General features: G+C 66.9%; 16 protein-coding genes and 2 pseudogenes. 13 read left to right on the top strand and 5 right to left on the bottom strand.

What is annotated here, in order from left to right:
• From JNL31_RS03260 to folD, 7 genes and pseudogenes are all read left to right on the top strand, one after another.
• Positions 1-858: pseudogene (locus tag JNL31_RS03260) on the top strand (cell division protein FtsH); the annotation flags it as partial.
• An 85-nt stretch (positions 859-943) separates the two neighbouring features.
• Entirely contained in the window at positions 944-1921 is a 978-nt protein-coding gene (locus tag JNL31_RS03255) for a magnesium transporter CorA family protein (protein ID WP_294969901.1), read from the top strand.
• Positions 1912-2721, top strand: coding sequence for a methyltransferase domain-containing protein (locus JNL31_RS03250; protein ID WP_294969898.1), 810 nt, complete (start codon positions 1912-1914; stop codon positions 2719-2721). Before JNL31_RS03255 ends, JNL31_RS03250 begins: the two co-directional genes overlap by 10 nt.
• Positions 2722-3327 carry an MOSC domain-containing protein gene (locus tag JNL31_RS03245; RefSeq protein WP_294969894.1) on the top strand — a complete coding sequence of 202 codons (606 nt, stop codon included), beginning with the start codon at positions 2722-2724 and terminating at the stop codon, positions 3325-3327.
• Between the two features lie 162 nt (positions 3328-3489).
• On the top strand, positions 3490-5166 hold the full coding sequence (locus JNL31_RS03240) for a formate--tetrahydrofolate ligase (RefSeq protein ID WP_294969891.1): 1677 nt from the start codon (positions 3490-3492) through the stop codon (positions 5164-5166).
• A gap of 65 nt (positions 5167-5231) precedes the next feature.
• Positions 5232-5543 (top strand): chorismate mutase, encoded by a 312-nt coding sequence (locus tag JNL31_RS03235; protein ID WP_294969888.1) that lies wholly within the window; start codon positions 5232-5234, stop codon positions 5541-5543.
• 4 nt (positions 5544-5547) lie between these two features.
• Positions 5548-6438, top strand: coding sequence for a bifunctional methylenetetrahydrofolate dehydrogenase/methenyltetrahydrofolate cyclohydrolase FolD (folD, locus tag JNL31_RS03230; protein WP_294969885.1), 891 nt, complete (start codon positions 5548-5550; stop codon positions 6436-6438).
• An 18-nt stretch (positions 6439-6456) separates the two neighbouring features.
• Here folD and pdeM read toward each other — a convergent pair whose 3' ends face one another.
• The 3 genes from pdeM to JNL31_RS03215 form a co-directional block, all read right to left on the bottom strand.
• On the bottom strand, positions 6457-7104 hold the full coding sequence (gene pdeM, locus JNL31_RS03225) for a ligase-associated DNA damage response endonuclease PdeM (RefSeq protein WP_294969882.1): 648 nt from the start codon (positions 7102-7104) through the stop codon (positions 6457-6459).
• An 81-nt stretch (positions 7105-7185) separates the two neighbouring features.
• Complete coding sequence (locus JNL31_RS03220; RefSeq protein ID WP_294969879.1) at positions 7186-9573, bottom strand: ligase-associated DNA damage response DEXH box helicase; 2388 nt, start codon at positions 9571-9573, stop codon at positions 7186-7188.
• A gap of 187 nt (positions 9574-9760) precedes the next feature.
• Positions 9761-10567, bottom strand: a complete 807-nt coding sequence (locus tag JNL31_RS03215; RefSeq protein WP_294969876.1) for a tetratricopeptide repeat protein — start codon at positions 10565-10567, stop codon at positions 9761-9763.
• Positions 10568-10804: 237 nt separating this feature from the next.
• Between JNL31_RS03215 and JNL31_RS03210 the strand changes: the two genes are divergently transcribed.
• The 4 genes from JNL31_RS03210 (at position 10805) to JNL31_RS03195 (ending at position 15232) form a co-directional block, all read left to right on the top strand.
• Entirely contained in the window at positions 10805-11617 is an 813-nt protein-coding gene (locus JNL31_RS03210) for a TIGR00282 family metallophosphoesterase (RefSeq protein WP_294969874.1), read from the top strand.
• Between the two features lie 74 nt (positions 11618-11691).
• Complete coding sequence (locus JNL31_RS03205; protein WP_294969872.1) at positions 11692-12630, top strand: DMT family transporter; 939 nt, start codon at positions 11692-11694, stop codon at positions 12628-12630.
• Positions 12630-14408, top strand: coding sequence for an SLC13 family permease (locus tag JNL31_RS03200; protein WP_294969870.1), 1779 nt, complete (start codon positions 12630-12632; stop codon positions 14406-14408). The genes JNL31_RS03205 and JNL31_RS03200 overlap by 1 nt, the downstream gene beginning before the upstream one ends.
• Positions 14409-14491: 83 nt before the next feature.
• Positions 14492-15232, top strand: a complete 741-nt coding sequence (locus tag JNL31_RS03195) for a YebC/PmpR family DNA-binding transcriptional regulator (protein WP_294969867.1) — start codon at positions 14492-14494, stop codon at positions 15230-15232.
• Positions 15233-15312: 80 nt separating this feature from the next.
• On the opposite strand, the pseudogene JNL31_RS19115 reads toward JNL31_RS03195, so the two are convergent.
• Together JNL31_RS19115 and JNL31_RS03190 are read right to left on the bottom strand one after the other, a co-directional pair.
• A pseudogene (locus tag JNL31_RS19115) lies at positions 15313-15438 on the bottom strand (hypothetical protein); the annotation flags it as partial.
• Between the two features lie 238 nt (positions 15439-15676).
• Positions 15677-16549 carry a LysR family transcriptional regulator ArgP gene (locus tag JNL31_RS03190; protein WP_294969864.1) on the bottom strand — a complete coding sequence of 291 codons (873 nt, stop codon included), beginning with the start codon at positions 16547-16549 and terminating at the stop codon, positions 15677-15679.
• 87 nt (positions 16550-16636) lie between these two features.
• Here JNL31_RS03190 and JNL31_RS03185 point away from each other — a divergent pair, with 87 nt between their 5' ends.
• Together JNL31_RS03185 and JNL31_RS03180 are read left to right on the top strand one after the other, a co-directional pair.
• Positions 16637-17242, top strand: a complete 606-nt coding sequence (locus JNL31_RS03185; protein ID WP_294969906.1) for a LysE/ArgO family amino acid transporter — start codon at positions 16637-16639, stop codon at positions 17240-17242.
• A gap of 170 nt (positions 17243-17412) precedes the next feature.
• Positions 17413-18312: a DMT family transporter gene (locus tag JNL31_RS03180; RefSeq protein WP_294969861.1), complete on the top strand. Its 900-nt coding sequence runs from the start codon at positions 17413-17415 to the stop codon at positions 18310-18312.
• Positions 18313-18318: the final 6 nt, after the last annotated feature.

Raw genomic sequence — 18318 nt, 5'->3', positions numbered from 1 at the left:
CGCGGCTCGCCGGGATTCTCGGGGGCTGACCTGATGAACCTTGTCAACGAGGCGGCGCTGATGGCGGCGCGGGCGGGGCGGCGGTTCGTGACCATGATCGACTTCGAGTCCGCCAAGGACAAGGTGATGATGGGGGCGGAGCGGCGGTCGATGGTGCTGACGCAGGACCAGAAGGAGATGACCGCCTATCACGAAAGCGGCCATGCCATCGTCGGGATGGCGCTGCCGAAATGCGACCCGGTCTACAAGGCGACGATCATCCCGCGCGGCGGCGCGCTCGGCATGGTGATGAGCCTGCCGGAGATGGACCGGCTGAACTGGCACAAGGACCAGTGCGAGCAGCGCATTGCGATGACCATGGCCGGGAAGGCCGCGGAAGTCCTGAAATGGGGCGAGAACGCGGTGTCGAACGGGCCGTCGGGCGATATCCAGCAGGCGTCTGCGCTGGCCCGCGCGATGGTACTGCGCTGGGGCATGTCGGATGTGGTCGGCAACATCGACTATGCCGAGGCGGCGGACGGCTATTCCGGGAACACCGGGGGCTTCTCGGTTTCGGCGGAGACCAAGCGCCTGATCGAGCAGGAAGTGAAGCGCCTGATCGACGAGGGCTATGAGACGGCGCGGCGCATCCTGATCGAGAAGAACGAGGAATGGGAGAGGCTGGCCAAGGGCCTTCTGGAATACGAGACGCTGACCGGCGACGAGATCCGCAAGGTTATCGCCGGGGAACCCCTGGGCGGCGATGACAGTGCCGATGCGCCGCCGTCGGGCGGGGGCTCGGCTTCGGTCACGGCGATCCCGAAGACCAAGGGGCGGGCGAAGAAGCCCGGACCCGAGCCGGAACCGGCGCCGCTTTGAGCATCGAGAGGCCCCGCATCGCCGGGGCCTTTTGCTTTTCCGCCCCCGCCGCTAACCTGCCCGGACGGCGGCTTGGAGGCGGCAGATGATCACGGCATTCGCGACGCGGGCCGAGCGGCTGGAACGGCTGGACCTGTCCGACCGCCATTTGGGCGAGGCGACCTGGATCGACCTGAGCTGCCCGACCGAAGCCGAGGAAGACGCGGTCGAGGCGGCGCTGGGCATCGACATCCCGACCCGCGAGGACATGCAGGAGATCGAGGTTTCCTCGCGCATCTACCGCGAAAAGGGCGCGCTGTTCCTGACCGCTCAGGTCGTGGCCAGCCATGAGGCGCGCGACACGGAGATCGGGCCTGTCACCTTCGTGGTGCTGCCGAAGCGGCTGGTGACGGTGCACTATCATCATCCGGGGTCGATGAAGTATTTCGCCGACTGGGCCGCCCGGCATGACACGCCGCTCGCCTCGGGGCTGGCCATCCTGCTGGCGATGCTGGAGGCGGTGGTGGACCGGCTGGCCGATATCCTGGAGGGCGAGGCGCGGCGGCATGACGTGCTGTCGACGGCGATCTTCGCGGCGCATCGGCCCAGCGGCAAGGCCGAGACGCTGCCGGTGGTGTTGCAGCGGATCGGACGGGCGGAAGACCTGAACGGCAAGGTGAACGAGAGCCTGGGCACGCTCTTGCGGCTGGTGGGCTATCTGGTAGCGGCAAGCGATCCGTCGGGCAGCCCGGTTCTGGCGGCTGCGGAAAAGGCCACGGCGCATGTGCTGCTGGAAGACATCCGCAGCTTGCGCGAAGTTGCGGTTGTGCAGGCCGACAAGGTGCGGTTCCTGCTGGACGCGACGCTGGGGGTCATCAACATCCGGCAGTCGGACGTGATCAAGATCTTCTCGGTGGTGGCCTTCGTCTTCCTGCCGCCGACGCTGATCGCCAGCATCTACGGGATGAACTTCGTCCATATGCCGGAATTGCAGTGGGTTTGGGGCTATCCGCTGGCGCTTTTGGCGATGGTCGTCTCGGCAGTGGTGCCCTATCTCCTGTTCAAGTGGAAGAAATGGCTGTGAGTCCGCCGTCCCCGACGGACTGGGATCCTGCGCGCTATGGCGCTTTCCGCGACCTGCGGCTGCGTCCGGCGCTGGATTTGCTGGCGCAGGTGGGGGAGTTGCCCAAGGGCGACGTGATCGACCTTGGCTGTGGCGACGGGGCAGTGGGGCCTGCGCTGGCAGCGCGGTTCAGGCCGAAGCATGACCTGATCGGCGTCGATGCCTCGTCCGCGATGCTGGAGCAGGCGGCCGGGCGGATGACGCAATGGGAGAACCCGCTTTACGGCGGGCTGATCCAGGCCGACATCGCGCAATGGTCGCCGCCCGCTCCACCCGCGCTGATCTTCTCCAACGCCGCGCTGAACTGGTTGCAAGACCATGCGGCGCTGATGCCCCGGCTGGCGCGGATGCTGGCGGCAGGCGGGGTGCTGGCGGTGCAGATGCCGCGGCAGGAGGCGGCGCCGTCTCACCGGCTTCTGCGCGAGGTGGCGGAGCGGCTGTTTCCGGGGCGTTTCCCGGTTGCTCCGTCGCCGGTCTTGCAGGCGGGGGACTATGCCGAGATGCTGCTGCCTTTGGGCGAAGTGCGGGCCTGGACGACGGACTACATCCAGATGCTTGACCCCGTGGCGCAGGGGCATCCGGTCCGCGCCTTCACCGAAAGTACGGCGATGCGGCGCTTTGTGCAGGGTATGACCGGGGAGGAAGTGGCAGCCTATGTTGCCGCCTATGACTTGGCCTTGGCGCAGGCCTATCCCGCCCTGCCCGATGGCCGGGTGCTGTTTCCCTTCACCCGCGTGTTCTTCACCCTGGAGCGAGCCTGAATGCCGACCCTGATCCCGTCGTCCTACACCGCCCGCGTCACCTGGCTTGGCTACCAGCCGGTGCCGGTGGAAAAGCTGGTCATCACCTCGGCCCCCGTGAAGGAGATGCCACTGAGCTTTGCGGGCTTTGCGGGAGAGGTGCATGCGGGGGTGACGCGGCCCTCGTGCAGCCGGGTGACGATGCTGTACAAGCGCGACACGGAAATCCGCAATGTCCGCCAGTTGTGCGTGGTCAGCGCCGAGGAAATGGCTGAGGTCGCGGCGACCATGGGGCTCCCGGCGATGGACTATGCCTGGGTTGGGGCCTCGCTGGTGCTGGAAGGCATCCCCGACCTGACGCATCTGCCGCCCTCCAGCCGGTTGCAGGGGCCGGACGGGGTGACGCTGGTCGTCGATATGGAGAACCTGCCCTGCCAGGAGCCCGCGGTGACGATCGAGAAGGCGCGGCCGGGGCAGGGCAAGGGGTTCAAGCCTGCGGCGATGGGCAAGCGCGGCGTGACCGCCTGGGTGGAACGCGAGGGAGTGTTGCGGCTGGGCGACGAGGTGAAGCTGTTCGTCCCGGCGCAGCGGCCATGGGCGGCGGTGCGGGACAAGTTTATGGAATGAACGTTCCATATGGTGCGGATTTCGTATAAACGTTCCGCAGTTTCGTATCGGAAACGTCGCAGGGCGAATTTCGCGACTTTCAGGTCGGAAACCGCCTTCGATATGCGCGTCTGGCCCGGTATCACGTCGCAAACAGCACGAGTTTGCCCCCGGGAGACGCAAATGGCCTTCAAGACCGACATCGAGATTGCGCGCGAAGCGAAGAAGAAGCCGATCATGGAGATCGGCGCCAAGCTGGGCATCCCCTCGGAGCACCTGCTGCCCTACGGCCATGACAAGGCCAAGGTGGGCCAGGAGTTCATCAAGTCGCTGGCGGGCAAGCCCGACGGCAAGCTGGTGCTGGTGACGGCAATCAACCCGACGCCTGCGGGCGAGGGCAAGACCACGACGACCGTGGGCCTGGGCGACGGGCTGAACCGGATCGGCAAGAAGGCGGTGATCTGCATCCGCGAGGCCAGCCTTGGCCCGAACTTCGGGATGAAGGGCGGGGCGGCCGGCGGTGGCATGGCGCAGGTCGTGCCGATGGAGGAGATGAACCTTCACTTTACCGGCGACTTCCACGCGATCACCTCCGCCCACAACCTCCTGTCGGCGATGATCGACAACCACATCTACTGGGGCAACGAGCTGAAGATCGACGAGCGCCGGGTGGTGTGGCGCCGGGTCATGGACATGAACGACCGGGCGCTGCGCGACATCGTCGTCTCGCTGGGCGGCGTGTCGAACGGCTTCCCGCGGCAGACCGGGTTTGACATCACCGTGGCGTCCGAAGTCATGGCGATCCTGTGTCTCTCGAATGACCTGGAAGACTTGCAGAAGCGGCTGGGCGACATTGTGGTGGCCTATACCCGCGACAAGAAGGCGATCTACTGCCGCGACATCAAGGCCGACGGCGCGATGACGGTGCTCCTCAAGGACGCGATGCAGCCGAACCTGGTGCAGACGCTGGAGAACAACCCGGCCTTCGTGCATGGCGGCCCGTTCGCCAACATCGCCCATGGCTGCAACTCGGTCATCGCGACCAAGACCGCGCTGAAGCTGGGTGAATATGTGGTGACGGAAGCCGGTTTCGGGGCCGACCTCGGCGCCGAGAAGTTTTTCGACATCAAGTGCCGCAAGGCCGGGCTGAAGCCTGCCGCCGCCGTGATCGTCGCCACCGTGCGCGCGATGAAGATGAACGGCGGGGTGGCGAAGGCTGATCTGGGCGCCGAGAACGTGGAAGCGGTGAAGAAGGGCTGCCCGAACCTTGGCCGCCATATCGCCAACGTGAAGTCCTTCGGGGTGCCGGTGGTGGTGGCGATCAACCACTTCTATTCCGACACCGATGCCGAAGTGGCCGCCGTGAAAGCCTATGTCGCCGAACAGGGCGCCGAGGCGATCCTGTGCAAGCATTGGGCGAACGGCTCGGCCGGGATCGAGGATCTGGCGAAGAAGGTTGTCGCCCTGGCGGAAGGCGGCAGCGCCAATTTCGCACCGCTCTACCCCGATGAGATGCCGCTGTTCCAGAAGCTGCAGACCATCGCCAAGCGCATCTACCATGCCGATGACGTGATCGCCGACAAGGCGATCCGCGACCAGTTGAAGGCTTGGGAAGCGGCTGGCTACGGCAACCTGCCGATCTGCGTGGCGAAGACGCAGTACAGCTTCACCACCGACCCGACGGTGCGCGGTGCGCCGACGGGGCACACCGTTCCGGTGCGCGAAGTGCGGCTCAGCGCCGGTGCAGGCTTCATCGTCGCGATCTGCGGCGAGATCATGACCATGCCGGGCCTGCCCAAGGTGCCGAGCGCGGAAGTGATCCGTCTGAATGACGCGGGCCAGGTCGAAGGGCTGTTCTAAGCGGTCGCATTGCCCTTTCCGGGCTGTCCCCTTATCTCGGGGGCAGCCTGAAAGGGAGAGTTTCGATGCTGAAGCCCGCCGATTGCACGACGATGACCGAGATCCGGGCCGAGATTGACCGGCTGGACGAAGACCTTGTCCGCCTCTTCGCGGAACGGGCGGGGTTCATCGACCGGGCGGCCGAGATCAAGGCGGAGGTCGACCTGCCTGCAAGGATCGGGAGCCGCGTCGAGGAAGTGGTGACAAACGTCCGCCGCCATGCCGTGACCCACGGGCTGCCGCCCGATCTGGTGGAAAAGCTTTGGCGGCGGCTGATCGACTGGTCCATCGCGCGCGAGGAAAGCCGCCTGGGCCCTGACAGTTTGCGGAAGGGATGATCCGATGACGGCCAAGGTGATCGACGGCAAGGCCTTTGCGGCCAAGGTGCGGGCAGAGGTGGCAGAGCATGTGGCGCGGCTGCGCGAGGAGAACGGGTTGCAGCCGGGCCTCGCGGTCGTGCTGGTGGGCGAGGACCCGGCCTCCAAGGTCTATGTGAAGAACAAGCATGCCTCGACCGTCGAGGTCGGAATGGCCTCTTTCGAACATCGGTGGGATGCAACCATCAGCGAGGCGGACCTTCTGGCGCTGATCGACCAGCTGAACGCGGACCCGAAAGTCCACGGGATTCTCGTGCAACTTCCGCTGCCCGGCCATCTGAACTCGGAACTGGTCATCAACCGGATCGACCCGGCCAAGGACGTCGACGGATTTCACATTTCGAACGTCGGCTTGCTGGGCACGGGGCAGAAGTCGATGGTGCCCTGCACGCCCTTGGGGTGCCTGATGATGCTGCGGGATCACCATGGCAAGCTGGCGGGGTTGAACGCGGTTGTGGTGGGGCGGTCGAATATCGTCGGCAAGCCGATGGCGCAACTGCTGCTAGGCGACAGCTGCACGGTGACGATCGCGCATAGCCGCACGAAGGACCTGGCCGAGGTTTGCAAGCGGGCGGATATTCTGGTGGCGGCGGTAGGCCGCCCGGAGATGATCACCGGCGACATGGTGCGGCCGGGGGCGACGGTGATCGACGTCGGCATCAACCGGATCGAGCGCGACGGCAAGGCGAAGCTGGTCGGCGACGTGCATTACGAGAGCGCGGCGGCAGTGGCAGGCGCGATCACCCCGGTGCCGGGCGGGGTCGGGCCGATGACCATCGCCTGCCTGCTGGCGAACACGCTGACCGCCTGCTGCCGGGCGAACGGGCTGGCGGAGCCGGAGGGGCTGACGGCCTGAGGTGCGCTGTAGCGCACCCTACCGGGGCATGGGAATGGCAAGGACGCGCGGGCCGGTGAGAATGGCCAGCGCGTCCTTTGCCATCAGGGTGGTGAGCGTGGTGTCATGGCTGCGCAAGCCTCCGGTGTAGAGGCCGTAGGCGGGCAGGATCAGGCGCGCGGCATCGGCGAGGAAGCAGGGTTTCGACTGGCCCGCAAGGCTGGCTTTCGGGTGATAATGGCCTGAAATCTCGGCCCTGTCCTGCGGCTCGGCGATGTGGCGGAAGGTGAAGGGCCGGAGCTTCAACTCTGCCCGATGGGAGCCGCCGATTTCTATGGGACCGGGGTCGTGGTTGCCGGTGATCCAGGTCCAGTCCTTTCCGGCCATCAGACGGATCAGCCAGAGGCGGGCGGCTTCCTCGATCCCCTCGGCGGCGGCGAGGTCGTCGAAACTGTCGCCGAGGCAGATGACGGTTTCCGCGCCGGTGTGGTCCAGGTCTCGGTCGAGTTTTTCAAGGGTGGCCTGCGTCTCGTAGGGGGGGAGCAGCGTGCCGCCCCGGCGGGCGAGACGTTCGGATTTGCCGAGATGCAGGTCGGAGACGGCGAGGGTTTTCCGGGCGGGCCAGAAGAGGGCGCCGGAGGGCAGCAGGTGGAGCGTTTCGCCGTGGAAGAAGAGCGCGTGGTGCATGGGGTTCTCTGTGCCTGACGGCTGGACCGCTGGCAAGCGGTGGAGCCTCCGGCGGGGATATTTGGGCCAGTATGAAAGGGCTTAGGCGAGGCCGGCGGCTTCCATCAGGGCCTGGGCCTGCGTCGCGGCGAGGCGATCGCGGCCGGCGCCTTCGACGGGGATGCGGCCGGGTTCGAAGAAGAGGGGCGCGGCAAGGGGGGTGACGCGGTCGAGGCGGATGAGGTCGATGTTCGGGCCGACGCGGGCGAGGAGCTGTTCGATGCGGGAGAAGTCGATCAGGCCGCGCAGGGCTTCCTCGCGGGTGATCTTGAGGAGCAGATGGTCGGGGTCGTAGCGGCGGAGCGTGTCGTAGAGGATGTCGGAGGAGAAGGTGGCCTGCCGCCCGGTCTTGCGGCGGCCCTGGTGGCTGCGCTCGATGAGGCCGGAGATGATCGCGGTGTTGCGGAAGGTGCGCTTCATGACGGCGTTGCCGGAGAGCCAGGTTTCGAGCCCGTCGCGGAGGGTGGCGAGGTCGAAGAGGGGGGCGGGGTCGGTCACGGGGTCGAGGCCCCAGATCAGGGTGGCATAGTCGGTGGCGACGAAGCCGAGGGGGGCAAGGCCCTGGGATTCCATCTGTTTCGTGAGGAGGAGGCCGAGGGTCTGCTGGGCGTTCCGGCCTGCGAAGCCGTAGACGACAAGGTGTTCGCGGCCGTCGTGGGGGAAGGATTCGAGGAGGAGCGAGGCGGGGTCGGGGAGGCGGGAGACCTCGCGCTGTTTCGCGAGCCACCAGGCGGTGTGGGCGGGGAGGTCGGGCCAACGGTCCTGCTGGAAGATCTGCAGGATGCGGTCGGTGAGGAGGGTGGAGGTGGAGAACTTGGTGCCGGAGAAGACGGCGACCTTGGGGTCGCGGCCGGGGGTGCGGGAGACCTCGACGGTGAGTTCCCGCAGGGCTTCGTAGCGGACAACCTGACCGCCGATCAGGAAAGTGTCGCCGGGGGTGAGGGAGGCGGCGAAGTCTTCCTCGACCTCGCCGAGGGGGGCGCCCTGGTTGCGCAGGCGGACCTTCAGGAGATCGGTGTCGATGATCGTGCCGAGGTTCTGGCGGATGAGGGCGGCGGCGCGGGGGTCGCGGAGGTGCCATGTGCCGTTGGTGTGTTTCAGGCGCTGCCAGCGGTCGTAGGCTTTCAGCGCGTAGCCGCCGGTGGCGACGAAGTCGAGGCAGGCGTCGAATTCCTGTTTGGTGAGAAGGGCATAGGGTCCGGCTGTGGTGACTTCGGCGTAGAGCTGATCGGCGTCGAACGGCCCAGCGCAGGCGGTGGCGAGGAGGTGCTGGCAGAGGACATCCTTTGGCCCGGGGCCACGGGGTTCGCCGTCGAGGGTGTGGGCGCGGACGGCGTCGAGGGCGGCCTGGCATTCCACCACCTCGAAGCGGTTCGCGGGGACGAGAAGCGCCTTGGAGGGCGCGTTGTAGCGGTGGTTGGCGCGGCCGATGCGCTGGACGAGGCGTTTCACGTTCTTGGGCGCGCCGACCTGGATGACGAGATCGACATCGCCCCAGTCGATGCCGAGGTCGAGCGAGCCGGTGCAGACGACGGCGCGGAGGGCTCCGGCGGTCATCGCCTGCTCGACGCGCTCGCGTTGTTCGCGCGAGAGGGAGCCGTGGTGGATGCCGATGGGGAGGTCCCCGGTGTTGGCAAGCCAGAGGTCGTGGAAGAAGATTTCGCACTGGGCGCGGGTGTTGTGGAAGATGAGGGTGGTTTTGTGACGGGACACCTCGTTCAGGATCGCGGGGATGGCGTAGCGGCCGCCGCCGCCGGACCAGGGGGGCGGGGCCTCGGTTTCCAGCATGGAGATGTCGGGGTCGGGGCCGGGGTCGGCTTCGAGGATGGTTGTCTGGGGGGCGAGGAAACGGGCGAGGGCCGGGGGGTTCTCGACCGTGGCGGAGAGGCCGATGCGGCGGAGGTTTGGGTTCAGGCTTTGCAGGCGGGCGAGTTGCAGGGCGAGCTGGTCGCCACGTTTGGATTCGGCGAGGGCGTGGAGTTCGTCGACGATAACCCGTTGTAATCCCGCGAAGATGCGGGGGGCGTCTTCGTAACTGAGGAGGAGGGCGAGGCTTTCCGGGGTGGTCAGGAGGATATGCGGCGGGTCGGCGCGCTGGCGGCGGCGCTGGGTGTAGGAGGTGTCGCCGGTGCGGTCCTCGACCCGGATGGCGAGGCCCGCGCCTTCGATGGGGGTGCGCAGGTTGCGGCGGATGTCGGCGGTCAGGGCCTTGAGGGGGGAGACGTAAAGGGTGTGAAGGCCGGGGGGCGGGTTGGGGCCAAGCTCGGCGAGGGTGGGGAGGAACCCGGCAAGGGTCTTGCCGCCTCCGGTGGGGGCGATGAGGAGGGTGGCGGGGTCGTCGGCCTTGGCCAGCATGTCCTGCTGGTGGGGGTGCAGCGTCCAGCCCTTGGTGGCGAACCAGTCGGAAAGGGCGGGGGGGAGGGTGGTCATGAACGAAGGGATAACGCGGAGCGGCGGGTTGGGGAACGGGGCGGGGCGTTCCGGGAGTTAAGTTGCTGACTTGAATGGAAAATGAACGTCTTCTTTCCATCTTCCTTGCGTCTTCCTTCCGTCTCTACGCGCGGAAGACGTGGAAGGGGTTAACCATCGGGTACGAATCGCAACGTTGGCCGGGGGTTCAGCCGCAGTCCTTGAAGGCGGAGGCACGGCAGGCTTCGGCGCGGCGGAGCGCTTCCGCCCGGTCAGATTCGGACAAGGAGGCTTCAAGCTTTGCCCGATCGGCAAGGGTACGATCGTAGCCCTGATCGCTGGCGAGGATGTACCACATCAATCCGCTGACCTGATCTGCAGGTACGCCGTCGCCGAGTTCGAGCATCACGCCAAGGCTGTGCTGCGCGGGGGCAAAGTTCTGCTCGGCAGCAAGGCGGAACCACTTCAGGGATTGGTCGGGCTGTTTGGTCCAATCCCGGCCAGTGATGAAGATGAGGCCAAGGTTGTACTGTGCAGGAACATGTCCCTGTTCAGCGGCAAGGGTGTAGAACCGGATGGCCTGGTCCATGTCGCGCGCAACCCCGGTGCCGGTCCGATAGAGGTGGCCCAGATCATACTGAGCCCGTGCAAATCCCTGATCGGCGGAGAGCCGGAACCATTTGGCTGCCTCTTCGAAGCTTTGCGGCACGCCCGCTCCAAGCGCGTAGGAATCCCCAAGGTATTTCTGCGCTTCGGCATTGCCCTGATCGGCGGCCAGTCGATACCACCTTGCCGCCTCGGTCGCGTCCTTGGGAACCCCGTCGCCGTTTATGTAGAGCCTGCCCATGTAAAGCTGGGCTTCCGCGTCACCTTGTTCGGCCAGTGGACGCCACTCGGCGAGGGCAGCGGCATAGTCGCCTGACTGGGCGGCTTCGAGTCCCGCCTGGAAATCCTGCGCTTGAGCGGAAACGGAAAGGAGCAGGAGCGAGGCAGCGGCACTCTGGATCAGTCGCATTCGGGCCGCCCCGAGGTTGAATCGTGTGTTCCATCCAATTGTAGTGACGGCGGCAGGCAAAGCAATGAGAGAAGGTGCGCGAAGGAGGTGGAGAATTTCCGGACGGTTTCGCTCTTTCAGGACAGATTTCCCTGCGGGGCCAGCAGATGCAGGGAGCTTCGGCTTTTCGGAGAAATTTCTTCCCCTCCGGCCGCCAATCCCCTTGCCGGAATCCGGGCGCCCGCCTAATCGGGGCGCATGAGACTGCTATTTCTGGGCGATGTCGTGGGCCGGTCGGGCCGGACGGCAGTGATTGAGCGGCTGCCGGGGCTCCGGACAGCCTGGGGGTTGGATTTCGTCGTGGTCAACGGCGAGAACGCGAGCCAGGGGGCGGGGATCACCGGGGACCATGCCAGGGAGCTGCTGGCGGCGGGGGCGGATTGCCTGACGCTGGGGGATCATGCCTTCGACCAGAAGGACATGCTGAGCTTCATCGAGCAGGAGCCGCGGATCGTGCGGCCCCTGAACTTTTCCAAGGTCGCACCGGGCAAGGGGTTCCGGGTGTTCGAGGCGACGCAGGGGCGCCGCGTGCTGGTGACGCAGGCGCTGGGACAGGTGTTCATGAAGCGACCCTTTGACGATCCGTTCTCGGCGCTGGAGACGGTGTTGAAGGCGCATACGCTGGGGGGCGTGGTGCAGGCGGCGATCGTCGATTTCCATGCGGAAGCCACATCGGAGAAGATGGGGATGGGGCACTGGTGCGACGGGATGGCGTCGCTGGTGGTGGGGACGCATACGCATGTGCCGACCAGTGACACGATGATCCTGTCGAAGGGGACGGCCTTCCAGTCGGATGCCGGGATGTGCGGCGATTATGACAGCGTGATCGGGATGGAGAAGCTGGAACCCTTGCGCCGGTTCCTGACCGGAATGGCGAAGGGGCGGTTCGAGCCCGCGAATGGCGAGGCGACGCTCTCGGGGGTCTATGTCGAGACGGATGACAGGACCGGTTTGGCGCTGAAGGTGCGGATGATCCGGGTGGGCGGGCGGTTGCAGGAGGCGCTGCCGTGACGGTCGACACGGGGTTTGATGTGGCAGGCCCCCCACCCCCGGCCCCTTCCCACGAGGGGGAGGGGAGGCGCCTTGTGTCGGGCCTGCGCGAATCGGGCGTGGGAAGCGCCTGGAAGCCGGGGCGCTGGTTCCTTGTCGGCGTTTTGGTCTGGCTGGGCGTCGGCTGGGGCTCGACCCATCCCCTGGGCAAGATCGCCACGGAGACGGGGCACGGGCCTTTCGGGCTGATCTTCTGGCAGCAGGTGGTGATGGTCGTCGTGCTGGGCACAATTGCGCTGGTGCGGCGCAAGGGGATGCTCCTGACGCCTGCGGCGCTGCGGTTCTATGTCGTCGTCGCGGTGCTGGGCACGCTGATCCCGAACGGGACCTTCTATTACTCGGTCGCGCATCTGCCGGCCGGGATCATGTCGATCATCATCGCGACAGTGCCGATGCTGGCCTTCCCGATGGCGCTGGCCCTGGGGATGGACCGGTTCTCGGCCCTCCGGCTGGCCGGGCTGGCGCTGGGGCTGCTGGGCGTGGCGCTCTTGGCGGCACCGGGGGCGGCCCTGCCGGATGCGGCGATGGCGGCCTTCCTGCCGGTGGCGCTGGTCGGGCCGCTGTTCTATGCGATCGAGGCGACCTTCGTGGCGCACCGGGGCACCCAAGGCATGGACGCCTTGCAGGCGATGCTGGGGGCAAGCCTGACGGGCCTTGTCCTGTGCCTGCCGGTGATGCTGGCGCTGGGGGAGTCCTATTCGCCGCTGCCACTGGGCCGGGACGATGCGGCGCTGGCGCTGTCCTCGGCGCTGCATGCGCTCCTCTACGCCACCTATGTCTGGCTTGCGGCGACGGCGGGGTCGGTCTTTGCGGCGCAGTCGAGCTATCTGGTGACGGGTGCGGGCATGCTGTGGGCGATGGCGCTTCTGGGCGAGCGGCCCTCGCCCATGGTCTGGCTGGCGCTGGCGGTGATGCTGGCGGGAGTGGCGCTGGTGCAGCCGCGGGCGCGGCCGGGAAAGATGGTGGAGGCCTGATGTTCGGAATATCCATTCCCGCCGAGATCCAGCCCTGGGTCGCGTTTGCGATCCTGGCCGTGATGTTCGTGCTGTTCGTGCTGGAGCGGACCCCGGTCGAGGTGACGGCCATCGGCGGCGCTGCGGCGATGCTGGTTCTGGGGATCCTGCCGGTGAAGGCGGCGACGGAGGTTCTGGCGAACCCCGCGCCCTGGACCATCGCGATGATGTTCCTGGTGATGGGCGGCCTTGTGCGCACCGGAGCGATCGAGGCTGTCGTGGGCGTGGTGACGCGCCACGCGGGCGACAGGCCGCGGACGACCGTGGCGGTGTTGCTGGCTTCCATCGCCGTGGCCTCGGCCTTCATGAACAACACGCCGCTGGTCGCGGTGATGATTCCGGTGGTGATGCAGCTGGCGGTGAAGATCGGGATGGCCCCGTCGAAGCTGTTGATCCCGCTGAGCTACATGACGGTTCTGGGCGGGATGATCACGCTGATCGGGACCTCGACCAACATCCTGGTTGACGGGGTGGCGGTGAAGGAGGGGCTCCAGCATTTCAGCCTGTTCGAGATCGCGCCCCTGGGGATCGCGGTGACGCTGGCCGGGGGTGCGTTCCTGGCGCTGTTCGGCAACCAGCTGTTGCCCGACCGGCAGTCGATGGGGGTGCTGCTGAACGACCGGCGGAAGATGAAGTTCTTCACCGAGGTCGCGGTGCCCGAGGACAGCCAGCTGCTGGGCCAGCCGGTGCTGGACATCGACATCTTCAAGCGCGACGGGGTGCGGGTGATCGACGTGTTGCGCGGCGATGCGTCGCTGCGGCGGGACCTGAGCGCCGTGACGCTGGAAGCCGGGGACCGGGTGGTGCTGCGCACCGAGATGACCGAGCTGATGGGGCTGCATGCCCGCAAGGACGTGCATCTGGTGGACAAGCTGTCGTCGGTGAAGACCGAGACGGTCGAGGTGCTGATCGGCCCGGGCTGCCGGATGGAGGGCAACCGGCTGGGCGATCTGCGGCTGCGGCGGCGCTACGGGGTCTATGTGCTGGCGGCGCACCGGCACAACCAGAACATCGGGCGGCAGCTGGACGATCTGGTGGTGCGGGTGGGGGATACGCTCCTGCTGGAAGGCACGGTCGAGGATATCCAGCGGCTTGCGGCGGACATGAGCCTTCTGGACGTGAACCGGCCCAGGGTCATGGCCTTTCGCCGCGACAAGGCGCCGATCGCGCTGGCGGCGCTGGCATTGATCGTCACGCTGTCGGCGCTGGACCAGGCGCCGATCCTGGCGCTGGCGCTTCTGGCGGTGGCGGGGATTCTGGTCACGCATTGCGTGGACAGCGACGAGGCGTTCAGCTTTGTCGACGGGCGGCTGATGGCGATGATCTTCGCGATGCTCGCGGTGGGCGAGGGGCTGGACCAGTCCGGCGCGGTCGGGCTGATCGTGAACGGCGTTGCCCCCTGGCTGGAAAACCTCGGGCCCTTCGCGCTGATCCTGGCGGTCTATTTCATCGGGCTGGTCCTGACCGAGTTCCTGTCCAACAACGCGGTGGCGGTGATCTACACGCCCATCGCCATCGAGCTTGCGCACAGGCTTGGCTATGACCCGCGGCCCTTCGTGGTGGCGGTGATGTTCTCGGCCACGCTCGCCTTTGCGACGCCGGTGGGCTACCAGACCAACATGATGGTCTACGGGCCGGGGGGCTATCGCTTTTCGGACTTTACCAGGGTGGGCCTGCCCCTGAACATCATCGTGATGCTGGTCAGCTGCGCCTTGATCCCGCTGATCTGGCCGCTTTAGGGCAGCAGCGGGCGGGGTTGCTCTTCCGGCCTTGCCGGGTGTAGAGGACGCCATCACCGAAATGGGACCGAGGTAAGGCCATCATGGCAGGCCATTCTAAATGGGCGAACATCCAGCATCGCAAGGGCAAGCAGGACAAGCTGCGCTCGAAGGCATTTTCCAAGCTGTCGAAGGAAATCACCGTCGCGGCCAAGATGGGGATGCCCGACCCCGACATGAACCCGCGCCTGCGGCTGGCGATCAAGGCGGCCAAGGCCGTGTCGATGCCGAAGGACGTGATCGACCGGGCGATCAAGAAATCGCAGATGGGCGACGGGGCGGATTACACGGAAATCCGCTATGAAGGCTATGGGGTGAACGGGATCGCGATCATCGTCGAGGCGTTGACCGACAACCTGAACCGCACCGCGTCGAACGTGCGGTCGTACTTCACCAAATGCGGCGGGAACCTGGGGACGACGGGCTCGGTCGCGCATTCCTTTGACCGGGTGGGCGAGATTTCCTATCCCGCCAGCGCCGGGTCGGCGGATGACGTGATGATGGCGGCGCTGGACGCGGGAGCCGATGACGTCGAAAGCGACGAGGACGGCCACTGGGTGTATTGCCAGGTCGAGAACCTGTCCGAGGTCTCGGACGCGCTGGAAAAGGCGCTGGGGGAATCGACGGAATCGAAGCTGGTCTGGAAGCCCCAGACACTGACCGAAGTCGACCTGGAGACCGCGCAGAAGCTGACGCGGCTGGTCGACCTCTTGGAAGAGGACGACGATGTGCAGGCGGTGACGCACAACTTCGACGTCTCGGAAGAGGTTGCGGCGCAGCTTTGAGTGCCGGGAAACCGGGTGTCGGGGCCGCCTGCGGGCGGCCCTTTCCTTTTGCGGGCGCCCTGGTCGTCAAGCAGCCGGTCGATCAGCGGCGCGAGGATCGGCGCCAGAGTCTCGGGATCGGCGGCGGCAACAGGTGCAAGCGCCGGCATCTGCCGCATCATCCGGCACCCGGCGACAAGCGAGAGGAGGATCGCGGCCCGTTCCATGGCCTTGGCACGCCGATGGCCGCCGCCGTTTTCACGTTCCCGGCTCGATGGCATCGCGGCCAATCCGGGCGGCGACCTCGCTGCCGGTGGACCTGAGCAGGATCTGGAAGCCTTCGAGGACCGGGGTATCGGGATCGGTGAGGCCGAAAAGCCCGCGACCTGCCGGGCGACCGGCCCCGACCCACCGGCGATACGCTGGCAGCGTGCTTCGAGAAGAGCCCGACCTGATCGGGCGGTCTCAGATCAGTACGGCCTTGGCGGCCTGCCGGATCGCTTCGGTGACCGGACGCAGCGCCGGTGCCGCAAGGCGGGTGAACTGCCAGTAGAGTGCCACGTCAAGCGGCGTGCCGGGGACCATCTCGACCAGCCGGCCCGCGGCAAGATGCTCCCTGACCAGGGGTTCGGGGTTCATTGCCCAGCCAAGGCCGAGAAGGCAGCCGTCCACGAAAGCCTGCGACGCGGCCATCCGGTGCGTCGGAAGCGCCGGGCGCGGCAGTCCCCTGGCAATGGCCCAGCGGGTCTGCAACTGATCCTTGTCGGAATAGGTCAGAGCGGGGGCATGATGCAGCGCCTGTTCGGTGACGCCCTGCGGAAACCATGTCGCCAGATAGCCGGACGACGCGGTGGCAAGGTAGCGGAGGCGTCCGAGGGGGATCGTGTCGCAGCCTTGCAGCGGTCCTGGATGCGCAGTGATCGCGGCCATGACCTCGCCGCGGCGGAGCCAGTCCTGGCTGACGTCCTGATCGTCGATCACAAGGTCGAACAGGAAGCCTTCGGTAGCGGCCAGGGCCGAGATGACCCAGGTTGCAAGGCTGTCGGCGTTGACCGCGATGCGCAAGGTCGCGGCCTGTGACCGCAGACCGGGAAGATCGGCGGAAAGCGTGCGCTCCAGAAGCGCCACCTCGTCATGGTGGCGGATCAGGCGCAGGCCCGCCTCGGTGGCGATACAGGGCTCCCCACGCCGGATGAGGAGCGTGCCGGTCAATTCCTCCAGCGCCTTGATGCGCTGGGAGATGGCCGAGGGGGTGACGTGCAGCTCGACCGCCGCGAGGTCGAAGGCGCCGCGGCGGTGCACGGCGGCAAGGGCGGCGAGCCTGGCGGGATCAAACATTAGCAGAACTTAATTCGAGACAGGAAGATTAACTGGATTGTGATGGATGGGGCCGCTATCCGTCAATCCGGCAAATCCGGGGGCGGGATGTTCGAAGCGGCGGTGAATGGTTATCTGGTGGCGCTGAGCCTGATCCTGGCGATCGGGGCGCAGAATGCCTTCGTTTTGCGGCAGGGCCTGCGGAAGGAGCATGTGGGCGCGGTCGTGGCGGCCTGCGCGCTGTCGGACGCGGTGCTGATCGGGGCGGGGGTGGCGGGGTTCGGGGTGATCTCGGGCGCGGTGCCGTGGTTCGCCGACGCGATGCGCTGGCTGGGAGTCGCCTTCCTGCTGGTCTACGGGGCGCTGCGGTTCCGGGCGGCCGCGCAGGGAGGCGAGGCCCTGATGCCGTCGGAGGCGGGGTCGGCGCCGCTGGGAAAGGTGCTGGCGACCTGCCTGGTCCTCACCTGGGCCAACCCGCATGTCTATCTGGATACGGTGGTGCTGATCGGGTCGATCTCGGCCCAGCATGCGCCGCATCAGCTGATCTTCGGGATCGCGGCAGCCTGCGGGTCGTTGAGTTTCTTTACCGCGCTGGGCTTCGGTGCGCGGATGTTGGCGCCGATCTTTGCGCGGCCCGCAGCCTGGGTCTGGCTGGAGGTCGGCGTGGGCGTGACGATGTGGGCGATTGCCGCCGGGCTGGCCTTCGGAAGCTGAGGGGTGTCCACGCAGGACGGGGTCGGGGAGTGCGGGATTTCAATGGGTTGTTTGTGGGCGTCAGGGTGGTGTTAGGGGTGTTTGACCAGGCTGGTGCGTGAACTCACGCATCCTGCGAGGGGTAGCTTTCGAGCCTTGCCATTGCCGGGCGCTTCGGCTTCTGTCCGCCCATGCGTGCGACAGGCGACCTTGGGCGGCCCCTCGAAGGGGCGTTGTGGATGGCAGGGGCGGGGCTCTCGTTCGTGGGGGTCAACGGCATCGTCCGCTACCTCGGAACGGAACTGCCCGCGGCGCAGTCGGCCTTCATCCGGTTTGGCTTTGGGTTGATGTTCCTCCTGCCTGCCCTTTGGGCGATGCGGGGGATGCGCTTTTCGCCCGGCGTGGGGCGGATGTTTCTGGTCCGGGGCGGCTTGCATGTGGTGGCGGTGATCCTGTGGTTCTATGCCATGGCGCGGGTGCCGGTGGCGGAGATGGCGGCGATCGGCTTCCTGGGGCCGGTGATGGTCCTGGTGATCGGCGGCCTGATGCTGGGCGAGGGGCTGGGGGCTCGGCGGGTGGCGGCGGTGCTGGTGGCGGTCGCGGGCGGGCTGATCGTGCTGCGGCCGGGGGTGCGGGAGCTGTCGCTGGGGCATCTGTCGCAGCTTGGAGCGACCGTGTTCTTCTCGATGAGCTACATCATCGCCAAGCGGCTGAGCCGCGAGGCCCCGGCATCGGTCATCGTGGCGGTGCTGTCTGTCACGGTGACGCTGGGCCTCGCGCCGCTGGCGCTGGTGCAGTGGGAGCCGGTGCGGGTGGAGCAGGTGGGGTGGCTCGCCTGCGTGGCGGGGCTGGCGACGCTGGGGCATTATGCGATGGCGCGGGCGTTCCGGGCGGCTCCGTTGGCGGTGACGCAGCCGGTGACGTTCCTGCAGCTGCTCTGGGCGGCGATGCTGGGGGCGCTGGCGTTTGGCGAGCCGGTGGAGGTCTGGGTCATGGCGGGGGGCGGGCTGATCATCCTGGCGATCAGCGCGAACACCTGGGCCGAGGCGCGGCGCGACCGGGTGGGGCCGGTGGTGGTGGACGATCTTTGACAATGG

Origin of the sequence: Tabrizicola sp., assembly GCF_016792905.1 — a bacterium.
Classification (GTDB): Bacteria; Pseudomonadota; Alphaproteobacteria; order Rhodobacterales; family Rhodobacteraceae; genus Tabrizicola.
Note: the sequence above shows the minus strand (reverse complement) of the source record. Positions and strands in the feature narration are given on the sequence as shown.

What these genes read in the sequence shown, in the direction of transcription:
- JNL31_RS03245 (WP_294969894.1), top strand. Translation starts at nt 2,722, where the DNA reads ATGCCGACCCTGATCCCGTCGTCCTACACCGCCCGCGTCACCTGGCTT.
- JNL31_RS03220 (WP_294969879.1), bottom strand. Translation starts at nt 9,573, where the DNA reads ATGACCACCCTCCCCCCCGCCCTTTCCGACTGGTTCGCCACCAAGGGC.
- JNL31_RS03250 (WP_294969898.1), top strand. Translation starts at nt 1,912, where the DNA reads ATGGCTGTGAGTCCGCCGTCCCCGACGGACTGGGATCCTGCGCGCTAT.
- JNL31_RS03210 (WP_294969874.1), top strand. Translation starts at nt 10,805, where the DNA reads ATGAGACTGCTATTTCTGGGCGATGTCGTGGGCCGGTCGGGCCGGACG.
- JNL31_RS03190 (WP_294969864.1), bottom strand. Translation starts at nt 16,549, where the DNA reads ATGTTTGATCCCGCCAGGCTCGCCGCCCTTGCCGCCGTGCACCGCCGC.
- JNL31_RS03255 (WP_294969901.1), top strand. Translation starts at nt 944, where the DNA reads ATGATCACGGCATTCGCGACGCGGGCCGAGCGGCTGGAACGGCTGGAC.
- JNL31_RS03215 (WP_294969876.1), bottom strand. Translation starts at nt 10,567, where the DNA reads ATGCGACTGATCCAGAGTGCCGCTGCCTCGCTCCTGCTCCTTTCCGTT.
- JNL31_RS03180 (WP_294969861.1), top strand. Translation starts at nt 17,413, where the DNA reads ATGCGTGCGACAGGCGACCTTGGGCGGCCCCTCGAAGGGGCGTTGTGG.
- JNL31_RS03185 (WP_294969906.1), top strand. Translation starts at nt 16,637, where the DNA reads ATGTTCGAAGCGGCGGTGAATGGTTATCTGGTGGCGCTGAGCCTGATC.
- JNL31_RS03235 (WP_294969888.1), top strand. Translation starts at nt 5,232, where the DNA reads ATGCTGAAGCCCGCCGATTGCACGACGATGACCGAGATCCGGGCCGAG.
- JNL31_RS03195 (WP_294969867.1), top strand. Translation starts at nt 14,492, where the DNA reads ATGGCAGGCCATTCTAAATGGGCGAACATCCAGCATCGCAAGGGCAAG.
- JNL31_RS03240 (WP_294969891.1), top strand. Translation starts at nt 3,490, where the DNA reads ATGGCCTTCAAGACCGACATCGAGATTGCGCGCGAAGCGAAGAAGAAG.
- JNL31_RS03200 (WP_294969870.1), top strand. Translation starts at nt 12,630, where the DNA reads ATGTTCGGAATATCCATTCCCGCCGAGATCCAGCCCTGGGTCGCGTTT.
- folD (WP_294969885.1), top strand. Translation starts at nt 5,548, where the DNA reads ATGACGGCCAAGGTGATCGACGGCAAGGCCTTTGCGGCCAAGGTGCGG.
- pdeM (WP_294969882.1), bottom strand. Translation starts at nt 7,104, where the DNA reads ATGCACCACGCGCTCTTCTTCCACGGCGAAACGCTCCACCTGCTGCCC.